18 protein-coding genes are annotated in these 21,143 nt (G+C 69.7%); 10 read left to right on the top strand and 8 right to left on the bottom strand.

Annotated features, from left to right (window positions below):
- Positions 1-76 precede the first annotated feature (76 nt).
- The 8 genes from WC555_RS01700 to WC555_RS01665 all read left to right on the top strand — a co-directional run bounded on the left by WC555_RS01700 (position 77) and on the right by WC555_RS01665 (position 9,996).
- Entirely contained in the window at positions 77-712 is a 636-nt protein-coding gene (locus tag WC555_RS01700) for a TIGR02217 family protein (RefSeq protein ID WP_373250586.1), read from the top strand.
- Positions 709-1,362: a DUF2163 domain-containing protein gene (locus WC555_RS01695; protein ID WP_373250584.1), complete on the top strand. Its 654-nt coding sequence runs from the start codon at positions 709-711 to the stop codon at positions 1,360-1,362. The genes WC555_RS01700 and WC555_RS01695 overlap by 4 nt, the downstream gene beginning before the upstream one ends.
- Positions 1,359-1,808, top strand: coding sequence for an NlpC/P60 family protein (locus WC555_RS01690; protein WP_373250582.1), 450 nt, complete (start codon positions 1,359-1,361; stop codon positions 1,806-1,808). The genes WC555_RS01695 and WC555_RS01690 overlap by 4 nt, the downstream gene beginning before the upstream one ends.
- Positions 1,809-5,522: a glycoside hydrolase TIM-barrel-like domain-containing protein gene (locus tag WC555_RS01685; RefSeq protein WP_373250580.1), complete on the top strand. Its 3,714-nt coding sequence runs from the start codon at positions 1,809-1,811 to the stop codon at positions 5,520-5,522.
- Positions 5,523-5,644: 122 nt separating this feature from the next.
- Positions 5,645-6,586 (top strand): DnaJ C-terminal domain-containing protein, encoded by a 942-nt coding sequence (locus WC555_RS01680; protein WP_373250578.1) that lies wholly within the window; start codon positions 5,645-5,647, stop codon positions 6,584-6,586.
- Positions 6,586-7,737 (top strand): phosphoserine transaminase, encoded by a 1,152-nt coding sequence (locus WC555_RS01675; RefSeq protein ID WP_373250576.1) that lies wholly within the window; start codon positions 6,586-6,588, stop codon positions 7,735-7,737. The genes WC555_RS01680 and WC555_RS01675 overlap by 1 nt, the downstream gene beginning before the upstream one ends.
- Positions 7,738-7,819: 82 nt before the next feature.
- The gene (locus WC555_RS01670; RefSeq protein WP_373250574.1) at positions 7,820-9,115 is read left to right on the top strand and encodes an adenylosuccinate synthase; all 1,296 of its coding nucleotides are present in this window, start codon (positions 7,820-7,822) and stop codon (positions 9,113-9,115) included.
- Positions 9,116-9,210: 95 nt separating this feature from the next.
- Positions 9,211-9,996 (top strand): two-component system response regulator, encoded by a 786-nt coding sequence (locus WC555_RS01665; RefSeq protein ID WP_373250572.1) that lies wholly within the window; start codon positions 9,211-9,213, stop codon positions 9,994-9,996.
- Between the two features lie 32 nt (positions 9,997-10,028).
- On the opposite strand, the gene rpoH is transcribed toward WC555_RS01665, so the two are convergent.
- The gene (gene rpoH / locus WC555_RS01660) at positions 10,029-10,916 is read right to left on the bottom strand and encodes an RNA polymerase sigma factor RpoH (RefSeq protein ID WP_373250570.1); all 888 of its coding nucleotides are present in this window, start codon (positions 10,914-10,916) and stop codon (positions 10,029-10,031) included.
- Positions 10,917-11,124: 208 nt separating this feature from the next.
- On the bottom strand, positions 11,125-12,153 hold the full coding sequence (locus WC555_RS01655; RefSeq protein ID WP_373250568.1) for an RluA family pseudouridine synthase: 1,029 nt from the start codon (positions 12,151-12,153) through the stop codon (positions 11,125-11,127).
- A gap of 136 nt (positions 12,154-12,289) precedes the next feature.
- Between WC555_RS01655 and WC555_RS01650 the strand changes: the two genes are divergently transcribed.
- Positions 12,290-12,928 (top strand): DUF2799 domain-containing protein, encoded by a 639-nt coding sequence (locus WC555_RS01650; protein ID WP_373250566.1) that lies wholly within the window; start codon positions 12,290-12,292, stop codon positions 12,926-12,928.
- Positions 12,929-12,946: 18 nt separating this feature from the next.
- Here WC555_RS01650 and fba read toward each other — a convergent pair whose 3' ends face one another.
- The 6 genes from fba to WC555_RS01620 form a co-directional block, all read right to left on the bottom strand.
- On the bottom strand, positions 12,947-14,032 hold the full coding sequence (gene fba / locus WC555_RS01645; RefSeq protein WP_373250564.1) for a class II fructose-bisphosphate aldolase: 1,086 nt from the start codon (positions 14,030-14,032) through the stop codon (positions 12,947-12,949).
- An 82-nt stretch (positions 14,033-14,114) separates the two neighbouring features.
- Positions 14,115-15,311: a phosphoglycerate kinase gene (gene pgk / locus WC555_RS01640; RefSeq protein ID WP_373250563.1), complete on the bottom strand. Its 1,197-nt coding sequence runs from the start codon at positions 15,309-15,311 to the stop codon at positions 14,115-14,117.
- 168 nt (positions 15,312-15,479) lie between these two features.
- Positions 15,480-16,487 (bottom strand): type I glyceraldehyde-3-phosphate dehydrogenase, encoded by a 1,008-nt coding sequence (gap, locus tag WC555_RS01635; RefSeq protein ID WP_373250560.1) that lies wholly within the window; start codon positions 16,485-16,487, stop codon positions 15,480-15,482.
- Positions 16,488-16,595: 108 nt separating this feature from the next.
- Positions 16,596-17,900, bottom strand: a complete 1,305-nt coding sequence (locus WC555_RS01630; protein ID WP_373250558.1) for a S41 family peptidase — start codon at positions 17,898-17,900, stop codon at positions 16,596-16,598.
- On the bottom strand, positions 17,900-19,471 hold the full coding sequence (locus WC555_RS01625; protein ID WP_373250556.1) for an ATP-binding protein: 1,572 nt from the start codon (positions 19,469-19,471) through the stop codon (positions 17,900-17,902). The genes WC555_RS01630 and WC555_RS01625 overlap by 1 nt, the downstream gene beginning before the upstream one ends.
- Positions 19,468-20,202 carry a response regulator gene (locus WC555_RS01620; RefSeq protein ID WP_373250554.1) on the bottom strand — a complete coding sequence of 245 codons (735 nt, stop codon included), beginning with the start codon at positions 20,200-20,202 and terminating at the stop codon, positions 19,468-19,470. The genes WC555_RS01625 and WC555_RS01620 overlap by 4 nt, the downstream gene beginning before the upstream one ends.
- A gap of 129 nt (positions 20,203-20,331) precedes the next feature.
- Between WC555_RS01620 and WC555_RS01615 the strand changes: the two genes are divergently transcribed.
- Positions 20,332-21,057: an EF-hand domain-containing protein gene (locus WC555_RS01615; RefSeq protein WP_373250552.1), complete on the top strand. Its 726-nt coding sequence runs from the start codon at positions 20,332-20,334 to the stop codon at positions 21,055-21,057.
- The last annotated feature ends 86 nt before the right edge of the window (positions 21,058-21,143 follow it).

The raw sequence follows: 21,143 nt of genomic DNA, 5'->3' as shown, positions 1-21,143 counted from the left end.
CGAGGGAGGATGGCGTACCGGCGCTCGCTCGACAAGCGAAAGCGGGCCCGGAAAGGAACCGGACAGGAGAGATGGAATGGCCTTTCACGAGGTGAGGTTGCCCGCGCGCCTGGCGTTCGGATCGACCGGCGGGGTGGAGCGGCGCACCGAAATCGTGACCCTGGGGTCCGGGTTCGAGCGCCGGTCGACGCCCTGGGCGGAGGGGCGTCGGCGCTATCTGATCGGGGCGAATCTGAGATCGTTGGACGACATGGCGGCCTTGACCGCTTTCTTCGAGGCGCGGCGCGGGCGGCTATACGGGTTCCGGTTCCGGGATTTCGCCGATTTCAAATCCTGCGCGCCGGGCGCGTCGACAAGCGCGGTGGACCAGGTCCTGGGCCAAGGGGACGGCGTGCGGACCGGGTTCGCGCTCTCGAAGCGATACGGTGAGGACGACAACGCCGCGGATCGGAGGATCGCCAAACCCGTCGAAGGCACGGTGCGTGTGGCGGTGGACGGGATTGAGCGGCCCGGAGACGCGTTCGCCGTCGACTACGCCACCGGCTTGATCACGCTGGACGAGGCCCCGCCCGTCGGCTCCGTGGTGACGGCCGGCTTTGAATTCGACACGCCGGTGCGGTTCGACACGGATCGGATCGAAGTGACGCTGGAAAGCTTCGGGGCCGGCCGGATGGCGGCCGCGCCGCTGATAGAGGTCCGGGTCCAGGCATGAGGGACATTCCGGAGGAATTGGCGGGCCGCATCGAAAGCGGGGCGGCGACGATGTGCCATGCCTGGGTGCTGAGGCGGGCGGACGGGGTCGAGACGGGGTTCACGGACCATGACCGCGACCTGACCGTCGGCGGGGTGACCTGTCGGGCGGCGTCCGGCTGGACGGCGGGCGCGGCGGAGAGCGCGGTCGGATTGGGCGCCGGGTCGGCCGCCATCGCGGGGGCGTTGGACGATGCGGCGATCACGGACGGGGACATCGAGGCCGGGCTGTACGACGGAGCCGATGTCGCGCTGTGGCGGGTTGACTGGTCGCAGCCGGACCTGCGGGTGCGTCTGTGGACGGCGACGCTGGCGCGCTTCCGGCGAGAGGGCGGTGGTTTCATCGCCGAGCTTGAGGGGCCGCTGGCGAAGCTGGAGCGGGTGGTGGGGCGGACCTATGGGCGGATGTGTGACGCCTTGCTGGGCGATGGGCGGTGTCGGGTCGATCTGGCGGCCTTCCCCGGCGCGGCGTGCGACAAGCGCTGGCCGACCTGCGTCGGGACCTTCGCCAACGGGATCAACTTCCAGGGGTTTCCGGACATCCCGGGCGACGACTTCCTGACGGCCGCTCCGGTCGAGGGCGGGCGCTATGACGGCGGGAGCCGCCGATGAGCGGCCGGGCCGCTGCGGTCGCCAGGACCTGGCTGGGAACGCCGTACCGGCACCAGACCAGCGTGCGAGGCGAGGGCGCCGACTGCCTGGGACTGGTGCGGGGCGTCTGGCGCGAACTGGTGGGGCGCGAGCCGGAGCCTCCGCCGGCCTATCAGGCCGACTGGGCGGAGGTCGGCGGCGAGGAGACCTTGCTGGCGGCGGCGCGCCGCTGGCTGAGGGAGAAGCCGGTCAAGGACGCGGCGGTCGGCGATGTGCTGATGTTCCGGATGGCGGCGGGCTGCCCGGTCAAACACTGCGCGATCCTGAGCGACACGGCGGGCCCCGAGCCGCGAATGATCCACGCCTATTGGGGCCGGGCGGTGGTGGAGAGCTGGATCGGCGCCTGGTGGCGCAGCCGGCTGGTGGCGGTGTTCGGGTGGCCGGCCGGCGAGGGTGAGGACGATTGAATGGCTCAAATCATCCTGAGCAGCGTGGGGCAGGCGGTCGGCGGACCGATCGGAGCCGTCATCGGCTCGACCCTGGGGCGGGCGATCGACCAGCGGGTCATCTCAAGCCTGGAGCCGGCCCGGCAAAAGGGACCGCGTCTGGAGGCGTTGAAGATCCAGGGGACGGCCGAGGGCGCGCCGATGGCCGCCGTGTTCGGGCGGGCCCGCGTGACCGGTCAGATGATCTGGGCGGCGCGGTTTCTTGAAGGGCGAAAAACCTCCTCGAGCGGCAAGGGCGGGCCGAGGACGGCGGCGTACGACTATTCCCTGAGTTTCGCCGTCGCTCTGTGCGAGGGCGAAATCGACGGGATCGGCCGGGTCTGGGCCGACGGGCGGCGGATGGACCTGTCGGGCGTGACGATGCGGGTGCATCGCGGCGACGGTGATCAGACGCCGGATCCTCTCATCGAAGCGGTGGAGGGAGCGGCGCCGGCGTATCGGGGAACGGCCTATGTGGTGTTCGAGGATCTGCCGCTGGGGCCGTATGGAAACCGGCCGCCGCAGCTGTCCTTTGAGGTGTTCCGGCGAGCGGGGTCCGACGGAACGGCGCTGGAGGACCGGCTGGAAGGGGTGTGCCTGATCCCCGGCGCCGGGGAGTTCGTGCTCGCGACCGATGTCGTCGCCCGCCGCGAGGGGCTGACGCGGACCGCGGCGGAGAATGTTCACGGCGGGGACGGCCGAACGGACCTGATCGTCTCGCTCGACCAGTTGATGGCGCAGGCGCCGGCGCTGAAGCGGGTCAGCCTGGTGATCGGCTGGTTCGGGACCGACCTGCGGGCGGCGCACTGCACGATCCGGCCCGGCGTCGAACGGGTGGCGAAGGCCACGGAGCCGCTGGCCTGGTCGGTCGCGGGGCTGGCGCGCGGGGACGCCCATGTGATCTCGGAGAGTGGCGGCGGCCCGGCCTATGGCGGGACGCCTTCGGACCAGAGCGTGCGCGAAGCCGTGACGGCGCTGAAGGCGCGAGGGCTGGAGGTCACCCTGTATCCGTTCGTCTTCATGGATGTGGCGCCGGGGAACGGGTTGGCCGATCCCTACGGCGGGACGGGTCAGCCGCCCTATCCATGGCGCGGGCGGGTCAGGGGACGCGACGGGAGCCAGGCGGCGGCCGATGTCGCGGCCGTGTTCGGCACCGTGAGCGGCTGGGGTCTGCGGCGGCTGGCGCAGCACTATGCGGCGCTGGCGGCGGAGACGGGGGCCGACGGACTGTTGATCGGGTCCGAGATGCGGGGGCTGACCTGGACGCGCGACGCCGGCGGAGGTTTTCCGGCGGTGGATCAGTTCAGGACGCTGGCGGCCGAGTGTCGGGCGATCGCCGGACCGGATGTGGCGATCAGCTATGCGGCGGACTGGTCGGAATATTTCGGGCGGCATGACGGGGCGGACGCGGTCTTTCATCTGGACCCGCTGTGGGCCGACGCGAACATCGATTACGTGGGTATCGACTGGTACCCGCCGCTGGGCGACTGGCGGGCCGGCGACGGCGGCGTGGACGGCGAGGCTTTCGCCGCGCCTGACGATCCCGCCTATCTGTCGGCGCAGGTCGCGGGGGGCGAGGGATTCGACTGGTTCTACGCCTCGGAGGTTGACCGGGCGGCGCAGGTGCGCACGGCCATCGCCGACACCGCGCACGGAGAAGACTGGCTGTTCCGGCCCAAGGACCTGAAGGGCTGGTGGAGCCATCCTCACCATGACCGGCCGGGCGGTGTGCGAAGCGCGACGCCGACGGCCTGGGCGCCGGGCATGAAGCCGATTCGGCTGACAGAGTTCGGCTGCGCGGCCGTCGACAGGGGCGGCAACGCGCCGAACCTGTTTCAGGACCCGAAGAGCGCCGAGAGCAGCCTGCCGCCGTTCTCGACGGGGGGGCGCGACGACCGGATGCAGCGGCGGGCGCTGGAGGCGGTGCTCGGGTACTATGCGGAGCCTCGGAACAATCCGGTTTCAGCGGTCTATGGCGGGCCGATGCTGGCGGGCGCGGACGCCTGGTGCTGGGATGCACGGCCATGGCCGACGTTTCCGGGACGGACGGATGTGTGGGCCGATGCGCCGGCGTGGCGCACCGGGCACTGGCTGAACGGCCGGCTGGGCGGCGATACGCGGGAGCTGATCGGGGCGGTCCTGGAGCGGGGCGGGCTGGCCGCTGACGATTTCGATGTCGGAGCCGTCAGCGGGGCGGTGCAGGGCTATGTCATCGATCGACCGATGCGGACGCGCGATGCGCTGGAGCCGCTGCTGGCCGCCCTGGGGCTGGCCGCGGCGGAACGGGACGGCAAGGTCGCGATCGTCGGCGAGACAGCCGGGACGCCGTTGATGCTGGACGGTCTGGCCTTGCCGGAAGAGGGAGCCAGCGTCCGGGCGGACCGAAGGCTGGAGCCGTCGCCGGCGACAGCGCGCGTCAGGTTCATAGAAGGGGATGCGGACTATCAGACGGGGTCGGTCATCGTGCGGTCGGCAGGCGGTGGCGGCGGGATCGATCTTGACCTGCCGGCGGTGTGCTCGGCCGCGCTGGCGCGGGCGGCGGCCGAACGGGCGCTGGAAGAGGCGGCGGACGAGCGGTTGACCGTCGCGCCGGGGCCCCTCCTGGCGATGCGGCTGGAACCGGGCGACAGGGTGTCGATCGAAGGCCGGGGCGGGGACTGGCGCGTCATGCGCCTGGACATGGACGATACGCCGTCCGCGGTGCTGGAACGGGCGTCGTCGGTGGCTGTCGGCCCCGAGGACGGCGAACCGGCCGCCGGCGACCCGGGCGCCGTGATCGCCGCGCCCTTCTTCCGGATGGTCGAACTGCCGCCGCTGGTTGGACATGAGGCGGATGGGCGGCCGGTGGCGGTCGTCGCGGCCGAGCCTTGGCGGCCGATGTGGATCTTCGCCGGGGCGTCGACTGAAGCCTTGACGGCCCGGGGAGAAGCCGCGCGCCCGGCGACCGTGGGGGTGCTGACCGAGCCGTTGGAGGCCGGACCCCGCCATCGCTGGGACCGGGTGAATACGCTGACGGTCAGGATCGAGGGCCGGGCTCCCGAAAGCCGTCCGGATATCGCGGTGCTTGCGGGCGCCAATGCGGCGGCGGTCGAGACGGCGGAGGGCTGGGAGCTGGTGCAGTTCCGGACGGCCGAACTGGTCGGCGAAGAGGTCTGGCGCCTGGGAGGACTGTTGCGCGGGCAGCAGGGAACGGTGGCGACCGGAGCGCCGACAGGCGCGGTCGTGGTTCTGCTGGACACGGCGCCGGCGCGGGCGGAGTCGCCACGGTCCGAGAGGGGGGCGCCGCTGATCTGGCGCGCCGGGCCGGCGGGCGGTCCCGCGGGCGGGGCGGGGGTCAGCGAGGTCGCCTATGTGACGACGGGCGTTCACGACCGGCCCTGGTCGCCGGCGCATCTGCGGGCGACCGCGCGCGACGATGGCGGGTTCGACCTGGGTTGGGTCGCGCGGTCGCGGATCGACGGGGACCGCTGGGATGGAGAGCCGGCCTCGACCGATCCGATGCGGTTCCGCATCAGGATCCGTGCGGGAACGTCGGAGCTCAGGACGTTCGAGGCTGAAGGCGGCGCCGCCCTGTATGAGGCGGCGGATGTCGCGGCGGACTTTCCTGGCGGGCCCTCGCCGCTTGCGGTGGTCGCCGTGGCGCAGTGGGGCGAGGGCTATGGCTGGGGCGTCGAGGCGACAACGGTGTTGGGATAGCCCGTCAGAGTTTTCCGCGGCCCACCTTTCGGGAATCCCCTCGATGGCCTAACTGATCCCTTGGCATTGACGGGCTGACGCACTTTGCGCTGCTCACGCCGGGCGCAGGAGCGATTTCGAACGTGGCGGGCGATCCCTACAAGGAGCTGGGTGTTTCGAGGGGCGCGAGCGCGGACGAGATCAAGAAGGCGTTCCGCAAGCTCGCCAAGGAACTGCATCCCGACAAGAACCCCGGAAACACCGTCGCCGACGAGCGGTTCAAGCGGATCACCGCCGCCTTCGACCTGCTGGGCGACAAGGAGAAGCGCGCCAAATTCGATCGCGGCGAGATCGATGCTGACGGACGCGAACAGTTCCGCGGTTTCGGCGGGGGCGGACAGACGCGTGGCGCGCCGGGCGGCAACCCGTTCGGTCAGGGCGGGACCCGGCAGCAGGGCTTCGAAAATATCGATCTGGACGAGTTGTTCGGCGGCATGTTCGGCGGCGGCGCGAGACCCGGCGGCGCCCGGGGCGGCGGCTTCGCCGGTGGAGGCGTCAGTCGGGGGGCGGACGTCAAGGCGACGCTCGAGATCAGTCTTGAGGATTCGATCTCCGGGGCGACGCGGCGGATCCAGTTTTCCGACGGGCGGACGCTGGATGTCACCATCCCCAAGGGCGCGGCGGACGGCCAGACGATCCGGCTGAGGGGGCAGGGCGCGCCCGGCGCCTCGGGCCGCAGCGAGGCGGGCGACGCCCTGATCACGCTGAAGATCGCGCGGCACCCGATCTTCACGCGGGACGGCGCCGACCTGACGATGGATCTGCCTGTCACACTGTACGATGCGGTGCTGGGGGGGAAGATCCCGGTGCGGACGCCGGAAGGGACGGTCTCCATGACCATTCCCAAGGGGTCGAACTCGGGCAAGGTGTTGCGGCTGAAGGGTCGCGGAGCCTTCGCGGACGGCAAGCGGGGCGATCTGCTGGCCAGGCTGATGGTCATGCTGCCCGAGGAAGAGGACGCAGCCCTCGTCAAGCTGGCCCAGACGATGCGCGATGCTGCTCCCTACAAGCCGTGGCGGGACTGATGCTCAACCGACCGAATGTGAAACCGGCCCGACCGTGGTTTTCGTCCGGACCGACGGCCAAGCGGCCGGGATGGTCGTCGCAGGCGATCCCGCATGAACTGCTGGGCCGCGGCATCCGCGCGCCCGAGGTGGTGGAGCGGTTCGCGCATGGCCTGCAGCTGACACGGGCGTTGCTGCAGGTCCCCCGGGACTGGGTGCTGGTCTATGTTCCGGGATCCGACACCGCCGCGGTCGAGGCGGCCATGTGGTCGATGCTGGGCGAACGGCCGGTGCAGGTGCTGGCGTTCGAGAATTTCGGCAAGGTCTGGGCGACGGATGCGAAAGACCATCTGAAACTCGATCCCGAGGTGCTGACGGCGGCCTGGGGAAGCTGGCCCGATACGTCCGGCGTCGATCCGAAGAAGGACCTGGTGTTTCCGTGGAACGGAACGACGTCGGGCGTGTGCGCTCCGGACGGGGACTTCATCGCCGATGACCGGGAAGGGGTGGTGATCTGCGACGCCACGTCGGCGGCGTTCGCCATGCCGTTGCCGTGGGGCAAGCTGGATGTGGTGACGTTCAGCTTCCAGAAGGCGCTGGGCGGCGAGGCCGGCCTGGGGGTGGCGGCGCTGTCGCCCCGGGCGGTCGCGCGGCTGGACCGCTATGCGCCGCCGCGCAGCGTGCCGAAGGTTCTGCGGTTGCGCGATGCGAACGGATTCGACCGGCTGCTGGCCAACGGGTCGATGCTGAACACCTTCTCGGTGTGGACGATCGAGGACTGGATCGACGCGGTTGAATGGGGACTGGCGGCAGGGGGGCTCGACGCCCTGATCGCGCGGACGAACGCAAACGCCGCAGCCCTGGACGCCTGGGTGCGGCGAACGGACTGGGTCGAATATCTGGCCGGCGACCCGGCGACGCGGTCGACGACTTCGGTATGCCTGAAGATCGTGGATGCGCGGGTCGCGGCGATGGACGACGACGGTCGCCGGGCCCTGGTCACCCGCATCAAGGCGCTGGTGGAGGATGCCGGCGCTGCCTTCGATATCGAGAGTCATCGCAACGCCCCGGCGGGGTTGCGGATCTGGTGCGGCTGCACCGTCGATGTCGCGGACATCGAGGCGCTGACGCCCTGGCTGGACTGGGCTTTCGAGACGGCGCTGGCGGAATAATCGTCCGGCGACGGGACACCCGCCGATTCCCCGGCTATAGGCTGCGCCCGCATTCCGAAATCCCGGACAGCGGAGAACAGTCTTGGCGAACGTCGCGGTAGTCGGCGCCCAATGGGGCGACGAGGGCAAGGGCAAGATCGTCGACTGGCTGTCGAACCGGGCCGATATGGTCGTCAGGTTCCAGGGCGGGCACAACGCCGGCCATACGCTGGTCGTCGACGGCAAGGTCTACAAGCTGGCGCTGCTGCCGTCCGGCGTGGTGCAGGGCAAGCCCTCGATCATCGGCAACGGCGTGGTCGTCGATCCCTGGCATCTGGTCGGCGAGATCGGGAAGATCGAGGCGCAGGGCGTTCGCATCAGCCCGGAAGTCCTGATCGTGGCCGACAACGCCTGCCTGATCCTGCCTATCCATCCGGCGCTGGACGTGGCGCGGGAGGCTGCGGCCAGCGCGCCGGGCGCGCGGATCGGCACCACGGGCCGTGGCATCGGCCCGGCCTATGAAGACAAGGTCGGACGCCGTGCGATCCGGGTCTGCGACCTGGCCAATGTCGACGACCTGAAGGTCAAGATCGACCGGCTGCGCTCGCACCACGATCCGCTGCGCGCGGGGCTGGGCCTGGAGCCGATCGACCCCGAGGCGCTGCTGAACCAGTTGCTGGAGATCGCCCCGAAAATCCTGCCCTATGTGCAGCCGGCCTGGCGGGTGCTGGATCAGGCCCGGCGGGACGGGAAGCGCGTGCTGTTCGAGGGCGCGCAAGGCGCCTTTCTGGACGTGGACCACGGCACCTATCCCTATGTGACCAGTTCGAACACAGTGGCCGGTCAGGCGGCGGCGGGGTCGGGCATCGGGCCGCGCGGCGTCGGCTATGTGCTGGGGATCGTGAAGGCCTACACGACACGCGTGGGCGAGGGGCCTTTCGCCTGTGAGTTGAATGACGAGGTCGGCCAGCATCTGGCCACCGTCGGCCGCGAGGTCGGGGTCAACACCGGCCGGGCGCGCCGTTGCGGCTGGTTCGATGCGGTGCTGGTGCGCCAATCGGTGGCGATCAACGGAATCGACGGGATCGCCCTGACCAAGCTGGACGTGCTGGACGGATTGAAGACGCTGAAGATCTGCACCGGCTATCGCATCGAAGGACAGGTGCTGGACTATCTGCCGTCAAGCCTGAAGGCCCAGGCCGCGGCTGAACCGGTATTCGAGGAAATGGAAGGGTGGAGCGAAAGCACCGCCGGCGCCCGGAGCTTCCGCGATCTGAACGCCAACGCCGTCAAGTATGTCCGCCGAATCGAGGAGTTGATCGGTGCTCCGGTGGCCCTGCTGTCGACCAGCCCGGAACGCGACGACACCATCATGATGCACGATCCGTTCCGGGGCTGAGCCGGCCTTCGGCATTCAACCGGCCTTAACCGGCGGCCGTTAAGGATGACCGTCCCGGACTGGAGGGATGCGTCTTGTTTGCTGTTGATCGCCGCGTGCTGGCCAAAATGGCTCCCATGTTGGGGCGGGTTCTGATCGTCGATCCGAATCCGCATGCCGCGCGCATGCTGACCGAGATCATCAAGGGACTGGGCGCCGCCGAGATCGTGGTCGAGCCGAACACTGACCGTGCCCTGAAGACCGCGGCCGAGCTGGAGCCGGGCATCATCTTCACCGAACGGACCGGCGAAAAGCTGGACGGTGAGGCCCTGGCCCGGAGGATCAGGCGTTCGCACCTCGGATGCCGCCGCGTTCCGATCATCATGGTGACCGCGGAAGCGACAGCCACCACCATTCTCGGCGCTCGCGACGCAGGCGTGCACGAGTTCCTGCGGAAGCCTTTCACCATCGCCGATCTCTTCAAGCGCGTCGAAAACGTCGCTCTCAAGCCGCGAGACTGGGTCGAGGCGGTCGGCTACGTCGGACCGGACCGGCGGCGGTTCAATTCCGGCGAGTTTTCCGGACCGGGCAAACGCAGGGCCGACAAACCCTCGACCGGCGCCGAGGCGAATGCCGCGGCCAAGGATCAGGCCATGCGCATCCTCGCCGCGGCGCTGGATCAGTTCGACAGCGATCCGATGCAGGCTGTCCGCGCCATCCGCGAACAGGCGGCCCAACTCAAGGCCTTGGCGATGAGTGCGTCAGACTCCCGGCTCGTGGTCGCGGTCGGCGCACTGGAGGTCACCCTGGCGTCCGGGCCGGCGACCAGGGAAACCCTGGCCGCCCCGATCGGAACATTGCTGGCCATGGCGCCGGTCGCCGCGCTGCAACGGGCCGGCTGAGGCCCTTCTGCTGTCGACCTCGACAGCCTTGATCAGGCGTCGACCAGATTTCGCTCGTCGGCTGCGGCGCGCATGGCCTTCTGCAGCTTTTCGAAGGCGCGAACCTCGATCTGACGGACGCGCTCACGCGACACGCCATACTGGCCGGCAAGCTCTTCCAGCGTCACCGGATCGTCCTTGAGGCGGCGCTCGGTCAGGATGTGCTTCTCCCGGTCGGTCAGCTCCTGCATGGCCTCCTCAAGCAGACCCATGCGGATCGACTTTTCCTCGCTCTCGGCGAGGGCGGTTTCCTGCGACACCGCAGTGTCGTCGGCCAGCCAGTCCTGCCATTCGCTCTCGCCATCCGAGCGGATCGGTGCGTTCAGCGAGGAGTCGCCGCCGAGGCGACGGTTCATGTTGGTGACCTCTTCCTCGGATACGCCCAGCTTGGTGGCGATGGCGGCGAGGTGCTCGGGATGCAGGTCGCCTTCCTCGAAGGCCGAGATCTGGCTCTTGGCCTTGCGCAGGTTGAAGAACAGCTTCTTCTGCGCGGCGGTGGTGCCCATTTTCACAAGCGACCAGCTGCGCAGGATGTATTCCTGGATCGAGGCGCGGATCCACCACATGGCGTAGGTGGCCAGGCGGAAGCCCTTGTCGGGGTCGAATTTCTTGACGGCCTGCATAAGGCCCACGTTGCCCTCGGAAATCACTTCGCCGATCGGCAGGCCGTAGCCGCGATAGCCCATGGCGATCTTCGCCACCAGGCGCAGGTGGGACGTCACAAGGCGGTGGGCGCTCTCGGCGTCCTGGTGCTCGGTCCAGCGCTTGGCGAGCATGAACTCCTCGTCCTTCGCCAGCATCGGAAATTTGCGGATTTCAGTCAGGTATCGCGACAAGCCCTGTTCAGGCGACATCACCGCGAGTGATCTAGCTACAGCCATATGGTCCCTCCGACCGTTTGAACGAGCGGGTCCTTCGGAAGCGGCCACCCAATGTGCACCGCCGCCTCACCCCTCAACCGATGAAATAGGGTCGGGTTTCCGCACTTGTCAGTGGCGGATGGTCACACGTGAGCGTGACCGTTGCCCCGGCGCCACGGCATCGAATAGCGGAGTCTATAACAAAGAGTCAGTCCTTAATCAAGACTGACTATAGGGCGGCGAGGATTTCTTCCAGCGCCCGCATATCCTCCGGCGGCTGCGTCTCGAACCGAAGCGCCTCGCCGGTGATCGGGTGGACGAAGCCGAGGATGGCCGCGTGGAGCGCCTGACGGGATAGTCCGGCCGCCGAGATCGCCGCACGCACGGGATTGGCGGGGCTGCCGGTGCCGTAGACCGGATCGCCCAGCAGTGGCGCGCCCTTCGAAGCCATGTGGACGCGAATCTGGTGGGTGCGGCCGGTGTGCAGGGTGCAGGCGATGCGCGCGGCCATGGGCGGGGCGGCGGGGCGCGAGCCCTTTTGTGGGGAAGCGCCGAAAACCCGTTCGACCACGTAATCCGTGATGGCCTCCCGGCCGCCGTGGCTGAGAACCGCCATCTTCTTGCGATCCCCGCTCGAACGGCCGAGCTGGGAGATGATGCGGCCATGCTCGGGGCGCAGCGAGCCCCGGGTCAGGGCGATATAGGTGCGTTCGATGTCATGGTCGGCGAACAGGGCCGACAGCCCGGCGTGGGCCGCGTCGGACTTGGCGGCGACCATCACGCCGGACGTATGCTTGTCCAGCCGGTGCACGATCCCCGGGCGGGCCACGCCGCCGATGCCCGACAGCGATGCGGCGCAGTGGTGGAGCAGGGCGTTGACCAGGGTGCCGGTCTCGCTGCCCGGCGCCGGATGGACCGCCATGCCGGCCGCCTTGTCGATGACGATCAGATGGGCGTCTTCGTAGAGCACCGTCAGGGGAATCGCTTCCGGCTGGGGAATGGCGGACACGACCGCCGGCAGGGCGACCGCATACAGGCCAGGCTGGGCCTTGCCCGAGGCGACGGACACCGGCGCGCCGTCGCGGGTGATCACGCCTTCCGCCAGCAGGGCCTGCAGCCGCGCGCGCGACAGCGTCGGGAAGATGTCGGTGAGGGCCTTGTCGAGGCGGACGCCGCCGGTCTCAAGGCGCGCCTCCAGAACCGTGACGCCGTCCTCGTCTGCGAGGAGGTCTTCGGACAGAAGGGGTTCGTCGGACACGGCGCGCTCCGCCGCCCCGGAAGGCGGGCGGTCGCCGATCTAGCACGACAGGCCGGCGGACACACAAGGCGCGCCTTGGCGAACGACGGGTTGCGGGTTTATGGTCAAGCTTGGTTTTGCTAAGGGGGTGAAGGCCATGCGAGTCTGGATTCTTGCAGCCGCGGCCGGGGGGGCGGCGCTGGCGTTGGGCAGTTGCGCGACCATGAGCGCGGAACAGTGCATGGCGGGCGACTGGTCCAGCCAGGGCTACGCCGACGGCGCGGCGGGCCTGACCATGAGCCGGCTGAACGATCATGCCGAGGCCTGCGCCAAGCATGGCGTGACGCCGGACGCCTCCGCCTATGGCGCCGGACGGGAACAGGGCCTGAGGCAGTACTGCACGCCTGACCGCGGTTTTCAGGCCGGCCGGACGGGGTCGAGCTATGGCGGCGTTTGCCCGTCGCGTCTGGAAGCCGACTTCATTCCGGCGTACCGCGACGGCCAGTTGGTTCATCAGGCCGAGCAGGCCCTGGCCGATGCGCGTGGCCGGGTGGAGTCGCTGGGGGACCGGCTGGAAGAGCTGGACGACAAGATCACCGCCAAACAGGCCGAGGCCCGGGCGGACGGCCTGTCCGACCAGCAACGCGAGACGATCCGCAACCGCATTCAGGAGCTCCGGCGCGAGCGCGCGGACACCGAGCGGGACTGGCGCCGGGCCCAGGAGGCCATCGACGACGCCGAACGCGACGTCAGGGACGTGCGCTGGCGGTTCCGGAGCCAGTACGGCGACTGGTAGGGCGTCAGGTCGCCGCTATCAGGCGGCTTTTGACGCAGCCGAGCCGAAGTGCGGGTTCAGCTCGCCCTTCGCATAGCGCTGCGCCATCTGCGCTGTCGACAGCGGCCGGATTTTCGACGCCTGGCCCTCGCAGCCGAACTGGACGAACCGCTCCTGGCAGAGTTTGCGCATCGCCTCCTTGGCGGGCTTCATCCAGGCGCGCGGATCGAACTCGCCCGGCTTTTCCGCAAGCAGTTTGCGCACCGCTCCGGTCATGGCCATGCGGTTGTCGGTGTCGATGTTGATCTTGCGCACGCCGTGCTTGATTCCGCGCTGGATTTCCTCGACCGGCACGCCCCAGGTCTGGGGCATCTTGCCGCCGTACTGGTTGATGATGTCCTGCAGGTCCTGCGGCACCGAGGACGAGCCGTGCATGACCAGATGGGTGTCGGGCAGGCGGCGGTGGATTTCCTCGATCACATTCATGGCGAGGACGTCGCCGTCGGGCTTGCGCGTGAATTTGTAGGCGCCGTGGCTGGTGCCCATGGCGATGGCCAGGGCGTCGACCTGGGTCTCGCGGACGAAGTCGACGGCCTGGTCGGGATCGGTCAGAAGCTGGGAGTGATCCAGCTTGCCCTCGAAGCCGTGGCCGTCCTCGGCCTCGCCCATGCCGGTCTCCAGCGAGCCCAGCACGCCCAGTTCGCCCTCGACCGAGACGCCGCAGCTATGGGCCATCTGGACCACGCGGCGGGTGACGTCGACATTGTATTCGTAGCTGGCGGGGGTCTTGGCGTCCTCTTCCAGCGAGCCGTCCATCATCACCGAGGTGAAGCCATACTGGATGGCGGTGGCGCAGGTGGCGGGGCCGTTGCCGTGGTCCTGGTGCATGCAGACGGGGATGTGCGGATACAGCTCGGCCAGGGCGTCGATCAGCTTGGCCAGGACGATGTCGTTGGCGTAGTTCCGCGCGCCGCGGCTGGCCTGGATGATGACGGGGGCGTTGACCGCCTCGGCCGCCTCCATGATCGCCAGTCCCTGCTCCATGTTGTTGATGTTGTAGGCGGGCAGGCCGTAGCCGTTTTCGGCCGCGTGATCGAGAAGCTGTCGCAGCGTGATGCGCGCCATGGGGTGTCTCCTGAGCCCGTATGTTTTGCCGGTGGTTTAGCCGCCCTGCGCCTCGAAGTCACGCATTGTAACAACGCAGACGTCAGGTCCGGAGCGCCTCGACGCCCGGCAGGGGCTTGCCCTCCATCCACTCCAGGAAGGCCCCGCCGGCGGTGGAGACGAAGGTCATGTCGTCGGCCACGCCCGCGTGGTGCAGGGCCGCGACCGTGTCGCCGCCGCCGCCGACCGCCGTCAGGACCCCGGCCTTGGCCAGGGCGGCCGCATGACGGGCGACCGCGACGGTGGCCGTGTCGAAGGGCGGTACCTCGAACACGCCGAGCGGGCCATTCCAGATGAGGGTCTTCGAGGCGGTCAGGGCGTCGACGAGGCGGGCGACGCTGGCCGGGCCGGCGTCGAGGATCTTGTCGTCGGCCGACAGCGGCTGGCCGGCCACGACGGTGCGTGCCGCCGCGCCGGGCTTGACCTCGGTCGCCACGATGAAGTCCACGGGCAGCAGGATCTCGCAGCCCCGGGCCTTGGCCTCGGTCAGGATCTCGCGGGCAGTGTCGGCCATGTCGCGCTCGGCCAGGGAGCCGCCGATATTGATCCCCTGGGCGAACAGGAAGGTGTTGGCCATGCCGCCGCCGATGGCCAGCCGGTCCAGCTTGCCGACGAGGTTCTTCAGCAGGTCCAGCTTGGTCGAGACCTTGGCCCCGCCGACGATGCCCATGACCGGCTTCCGCGGCTTGCCAAGGGCGGCGTCCAGCGCGTCGAGCTCGCGCCGCATCGACTCGCCGGCATAGGCGGGCAGCAGGCGGGCAAGTCCCTCCGTCGAGGCGTGGGCGCGGTGGGCGGCGGAGAAGGCGTCATTGACGTAGAGGTCGCCGAGGTCGGCGAGCTGTTGCGCGAAGGCCGGGTCGTTGGCCTCCTCCCCGGCGTGGAAGCGAACGTTTTCCAGCAGGACCACGCCGCCCACGGGCAGGTCGGCGATCATGGTCCTGGCCTCATCGCCCACGCAGTCGGTCGCGAACCGCACGGGGGCGCCCAGCAGGTGTTCGAGGTCGTCGACCACCGGCTGCAGGCTCATCGACGGGACCACCTTGCCCTTCGGCCGGTCGAAATGGGCCAGCAGGGCGACCTTGGCCCCGGCGTCGCGCAGCCGGTTGATGGTCGGGATGGCGACGCGCAGCCGGGTGTCCTCGGTGACCTTGCCGTCCTCCATCGGGACGTTGAAATCCACGCGGACGAGGGCGGTCTTGCCGGCGAGGGAGGGAGCGTCGTCGAGGGTGCGGAAGGTCATCGGTCTATCCTGTCTCCTCCCTGTCCGCGAAGCGGATGGGGAGGTGGCGCGGCGCGCTTGCGCCGTGACGGAGGGGTTGTCACCCCGGACTCCGTGCGGTGGAAGGACCCTTCCACCGCTTCGCGGTCCCCCTCCCCATCGCTACGCGACGGGGAGGAGACACCGGCGTCAGATCAGCTTGCTCATCACCAGCGCCGTGTCGGCCATCCGCGTCGCGAAGCCCCACTCGTTGTCATACCAGGTCAGGACGCGCGCCAGCGTGCCGTCGACCACCTGGGTCTGGGGCAGGGCGGCGGTGGACGAGGCGGCCACGTGGTTCATGTCGATCGAGACGACCGGGTCGGTGGTGGTGTCCAGGACGCCCTTCATCGGGCCCGACGCGGCGGCGACCAGGGCGGCGTTGATCTCCTCGACGGTGACCTGACGTCCGGCCACGACCTTCAGGTCGACGACCGAGACGTTCGGCGTCGGCACCCGGATCGACGAGCCGTCCAGCTTGCCCTTCAGCTCCGGCAGGACCAGGCCCAGGGCCTTGGCGGCGCCGGTCGAGGTCGGGATCATCGACAGGGCGGCGGCGCGGCCGCGGTACAGATCCTTGTGCATCGTATCCAGCGTCGGCTGGTCGCCGGTGTAGGAGTGGATGGTGGTCATATAGCCGCGCTCGATGCCGAACAGGTCGTTCAGCACCTTGGCGACCGGGGCCAGGGCGTTGGTTGTGCACGAGCCGTTCGAGACGACGATGTCGTCGGCGGTCAGGACGTCATGGTTGACCTTGTAGACGATGGTCTTGTCGGCGCCGTCGCAGGGGGCCGAGACCAGCACGCGCTTGGCGCCGGCGGTCAGGTGGGCCGACGCCTTTTCCTTCGTCGTGAACAGGCCGGTGCATTCGAAGGCGATGTCGACGTTCAGCTCCTTGTGCGGAAGCTTCGACGGATCGCGCTCGGCGGTGACCTTGATCTTGCCCAGGCCGACATCGATCCAGTCGTCGCCGAACTCGACCGTGCCGGGGAAGCGGCCGTGCACGGAGTCGTATTTCAGCAGGTGGGCGTTGGTGGCCACCGGCCCCAGATCGTTGATCGCCACCACCTCGATGTCGCGACGGCCATGCTCGACGATCGAGCGCAGGACGAGGCGGCCGATGCGGCCGAAACCATTGATGGCGACGCGGACGGTCATGGGGCGGTCTCCGTGGAAGCGGGCTGAATGTCGGGCTTCAATGGAACCGGAGGGCGCGAGGATCAAGCCCGCGCCCGTAACAAGGCGTGATCGACTGTAACGCCAGGCTCAGTCGATGCGGCGCGCGCGTGGGCCGGGACCGCCGACCCCGAGCGAGTCCATGGTCGCGATCCGCCCCGCCTCATCCCGCGAGAACTGCACGCGCCGGCCGGGGTCTCCGACGACGGTGAACAGATCGCCGTCCAGTCGGGCCAGGACCACCGGGGGGCGACGCCCACGGACCACATGCAGCCGGCCGCCCGCCACCGACACGATCTGCTCGCCATAGGCGCCCGCATAGGGGGCGAGATCCCCCGCCGGGGTCGTCGCGTTCATCGCCTGGAGCGCCCAGGCTGCGTCAATGCGGCTGCTGTCGCCGGCGACGATGGCCTCAAGCGCCATCGCGTGGGCCCGCGTCAGGGCCTGATCCCAGGGCGCGTCGACATCAGGGATGACGCCCGTCCCTTCCCAATTGCCGCCCGTGACCGGATTTTTCGGCGAGCCCTGCGAGATGAAGACCGCGAAACCACCGCCGACCGGAACCATGCCGCCGGGATTGGCCGCCCCGCCCGAGGCTTCGCCGACGATGGTCGCACGCCGGGCGCCCTGCAGGGTGTAGGGGAAGGCCTCGCCGGCTGAGCCGGTGCGGCCGCTGATCAGCACATAGACGGGGACATCCAGCCGGGGCGCTGGATGGAACACGGCCGGCGCCTCGCTCTCCGTGCCCTCGCGGCTGTGGAAGATGTTGTAGATCGGCGCGTTCGCCGGGGTGAAGGCGCTGGTCAGATAGCCGACCATGGACGGGGCCCCGCCGCCGTTGTCTCGCAGATCGAAGATCACCGCATCGGCGTCGGCGACGAAGTCGAGGGCCGCGTCGGCCGCGCGCCGGGCCGGATCGGCCGGATTGTCGAAGTCGATGTTCGAGAACTGGCGCAGATCGATATAGCCGACGTTCCCCGGCAGGATCTCGACCTTGCGGAAGCCGTAGTGGCCGCGAGCCTCCATCGGATTGGCCAGGCGGGAGCGACGCGCGGGATCCCCGGCGCCCGCGGTGGGCGGCGGCCCGGGGATCCGCAGGGCGGGACCGGGTCCGGCAGGCGCGTTCGGATCGTAGGCGACATTGAAATGCGCATCCAGCGGACGCAGCCGTCGGCTCAGGGCCGCGGCCAGATCGTGACCGTCTGACAGACGGTCGAAGGCGCCGGCCGCGCTTTCGGCCTCCAGCCCGTCGGCGATGCGGTCGCCGGCGGCCGGGTCGAAATAGAGGTCGCGGATGCGGCCGGCGACGGCCTCGACCGTCTCTCGCGGCGCGGGCGTCTGGGCCAGGGCGGGCGTGGCCGCCAGCAGGGCAGCGGCGAAGATCAGGGCGCGCATCAGGGCGTCTCCTTCGGACGAATATTCAGGGGCAGGCTCAGCCGGGCGGTCAGGCCGCCCCCGGGCCGGTTGATCAGGGTCACGTCGCCCCCGAACGCCCGCGCCGCTTGTCGCGCGACGGTCAGCCCGAGGCCCGCGCCGCCGGTCTCGCGGCTGCGCGAGCGCTCGGCGCGATGGAAGGGTTCGAAAACGGCCTCCAGCTCGCCCTCCGGCAGACCGGGGCCGTCGTCTTCGATCAGGATCACGGCGCGGTCGCCGTCCGGCAGGGCCTTCACCCGGGCCGCACCGCCATATTTCACCGCGTTGGCGATCAGATTGGCGAGCGCGCGGCGCAGGGCGGCCGGATCGGCCTCGACCGGCAGCGCCTCGCCATCGGCGAAGGTCACGGCGGCGCCGGTCTCGGAGAAGCCGGCCGCGCAATCCTCGGCCAGGGCGTCGAGATCGAACCGTTCGCGCCGCTCGGGGGTCGCCTCGCCGCGCACATAGGCCATGGCCTGGCCGATCAGGGCGTCCATTTCCTCGATGTCGGCCGCCATCCGGTCACGAAGGGTCTCGGGCGCCTGTTCGGCCCGGAAGCGCAGCCGGGTCAGGGGCGTGCGCAGATCATGGGCGATGGCGGCCACCGTCTGGGTGCGGCGTCGCATGTGGTCGCGCAGGGACGCCTGCATGTCGTTGAAGGCGTGGATGGCTGTGCGCACCTCGCTGGGGCCGGACGGAGTCAGCGGCTCGGCGTCGGGGTCGGCCCCCAGCCGTTCTGCGGCGTCGGCGAAAACGCGGATCGGCCGTGTCAGGCGCCGGGCCATGAACCAGACCAGGGGCGCCAGCAGCAGCAGGGAGATGACGAGGGCCAGCAGCACCCGCTGCTGCCACGGCGACAGCAGACCGCGCGGCGGCTCGACCGTGGCCCAGCGTCCGTCGGCCTGACGAACCGACGCGGCGAACGGTGCGAAGGTGAGCCGGTCCGCCAGGACGGTGAACTGGTGCGTCTCCCGGTCGATGACGAAGGCGCCGCTGCCTCCCCCTGGCGCGGGGTGGCGAAGACGCAACTGGGCCCGGACCTCGGACCCGCGCTGCACGATGACCGTCTCACCGGCGCGCGCGGGCGGCGTGGCGGCGGCGGCCGGTTCCGAAGGCAGGGGCGAGGGCGGAGCTGGAACAGCATCGGGCCGGATAACGACAAGATCCACCCGCTCGCGGTCGGGTGGTCCCCCGCGGGGGCCGGGCGGCGCGCGGCGCGGACCGTGGTCCACGGTCACCCGCACCGCGTCGGGCTGCACGCCCAGCCGCTGGGCCAGACCCGCCCGGATCGCCAGGGCCATGGGGTCGACCGGAGCGTCTTGCTGCGCGCCCGGCGGCCGGTCGACGATGCGGCGGCGCAAGGCGCGGCCGTCGGCAGTCTCGGCGGGTTCGCCCTTCAGGGCGTTTGCGGCGGCCTCGATGCTGAAGCCGGCGGGACGGGGTTCCGGCGCCAGGACCACCACGCCGAACGTGACCGCCTGGGACATGATCACGGCCAGCGCCGCCAGCGCCGCCACCTGGACCAGGACAGGCAGGGAAGACGGACGCCTCACGCGGCGCCTCGCTCGACGCCATGGCGCCGCTCGACCCGGACGTCGAACATATAGCCCTCGCCGCGCAGGGTCTGGATCATCTCCAGCCCCGAGCCGTCGTCCAGCTTCTTGCGCAACCGGCTGATCTGCACATCCATCGCGCGGTCGAAGACGTCGGCGTCGGCGCCCCGCGCACGCTCCAGCAACTGGTCGCGGGTCAGCACCCGGCCCGGCCTTTCGGCGAAGACACGCAAAAGCGCGAACTCGCCGGCCGACAGGGTGACGACCAGGCCGTCGGGCCGGGTCAGCTCGCGCCGCAGCAGGTCCAGTCGCCAGCCGGCGAACGCCAGGATCGGGCCCTCGGTTGCGACCTCGTCGCGTGGACGGCGCAGCACCGCCCGGACCCGCGCCAGCAGTTCCCGGGGATTGCAGGGCTTGGCCAGATAGTCGTCGGCCCCAAGCTCCAGCCCGATGATCCGGTCGGTGTCCTCGCCCATGGCGGACAGCATGACGATCGGCGGCCCGCCCTTGCCCGAGAGGCGGCGACAGACCGACAGCCCGTCCTCGCCCGGCATCATCAGGTCCAGCACGATCAGGTCCGGCGCCTGGCGCGCGACGGCCCGGTCCATCTCGGCCGCCGAGGCGGCGCCGATCGCGTCATAGCCGTGCTGGCTCAGGTAATCGCACAACACCTCGCGGATGCCGGGGTCGTCATCGACGACGAGAATGCGGGGGACAATGTCGGCTTGCATGACCGCCATTGTGGCGAACCGGACGCTCGCCGTCATTTCAGCACTGAAACATTTCTCCATCGCTCTGAAACACGGGGGAAACAGCGGGGTGATGGAACGGCGTTGCTCCAACTACGGGAACAGATTTCCATGCTCACCCTGATCGCCCTGTCCGCCGTCCTGATGCAGGAGCCGCCGGCGGCTTCGGCTCCTCCCGCGCCTCCGGGATTTCACACCCGGTTGATGGTCCTGGGCTCTGACGGTCCGGGCGGACTGGACAAGGACGGCGACGGCCAGATTTCGCGCGAGGAGTTCGCCGCCCCGATGAACGATCATTTCGCCCGTATCGACAGGGACGGCGACGGCCGCCTGTCGACAGAGGAGATGGCGGCCGGCCATGGCCCGGGCGATGACAATGTCATCATCCACCGCGGCCCGGGTGGCGGGGGCGGACCGGGCGTGGGCCATGTCGAGCTGCGCCGCCCTGGTCCGTCGGGCGCTCATGCGGAGCATGAGGTCCGCACCATGGTGTTCACGGGCCGCGGCGAAGGCGGCCCCGGCGAGCACGAGATCGTCCTGCGCGGTCTGACCGGTGAGGGAAGCGCCCGCATCATCCATACGCCGCGTGGCGCCGAAGGCCTTGGGGAAAGCAATGTCATCATACGCCAGACCGGCGGGCCGGACGGCGGGAACGACATGGACGCCGACAACGACGGCCGGATCAGCGAGGCCGAGTTCACGGGCCCTCTGCGCGAAGCCTTCACCCGCATGGACGCCGACCACTCGGGCTTCATCGAGCAGGGCGAACGCGGCCCGGGCCGGGATGTCGAGGTCTTCACCCACCGGATCGAAACGCGACATGGCAGTGACGATTGATCCGCCCGGCGACTTCGTGATTTGAAACTCGGCGAAGGCGCCCTCTAATGGCGTCATGACCTTCCGTCGCCTGTTTGATCGACTGA

It is taken from the genome of Brevundimonas sp. (assembly GCF_041648615.1).
Classification (GTDB): Bacteria; Pseudomonadota; Alphaproteobacteria; order Caulobacterales; family Caulobacteraceae; genus Brevundimonas.
Note: the sequence above shows the minus strand (reverse complement) of the source record. Positions and strands in the feature narration are given on the sequence as shown.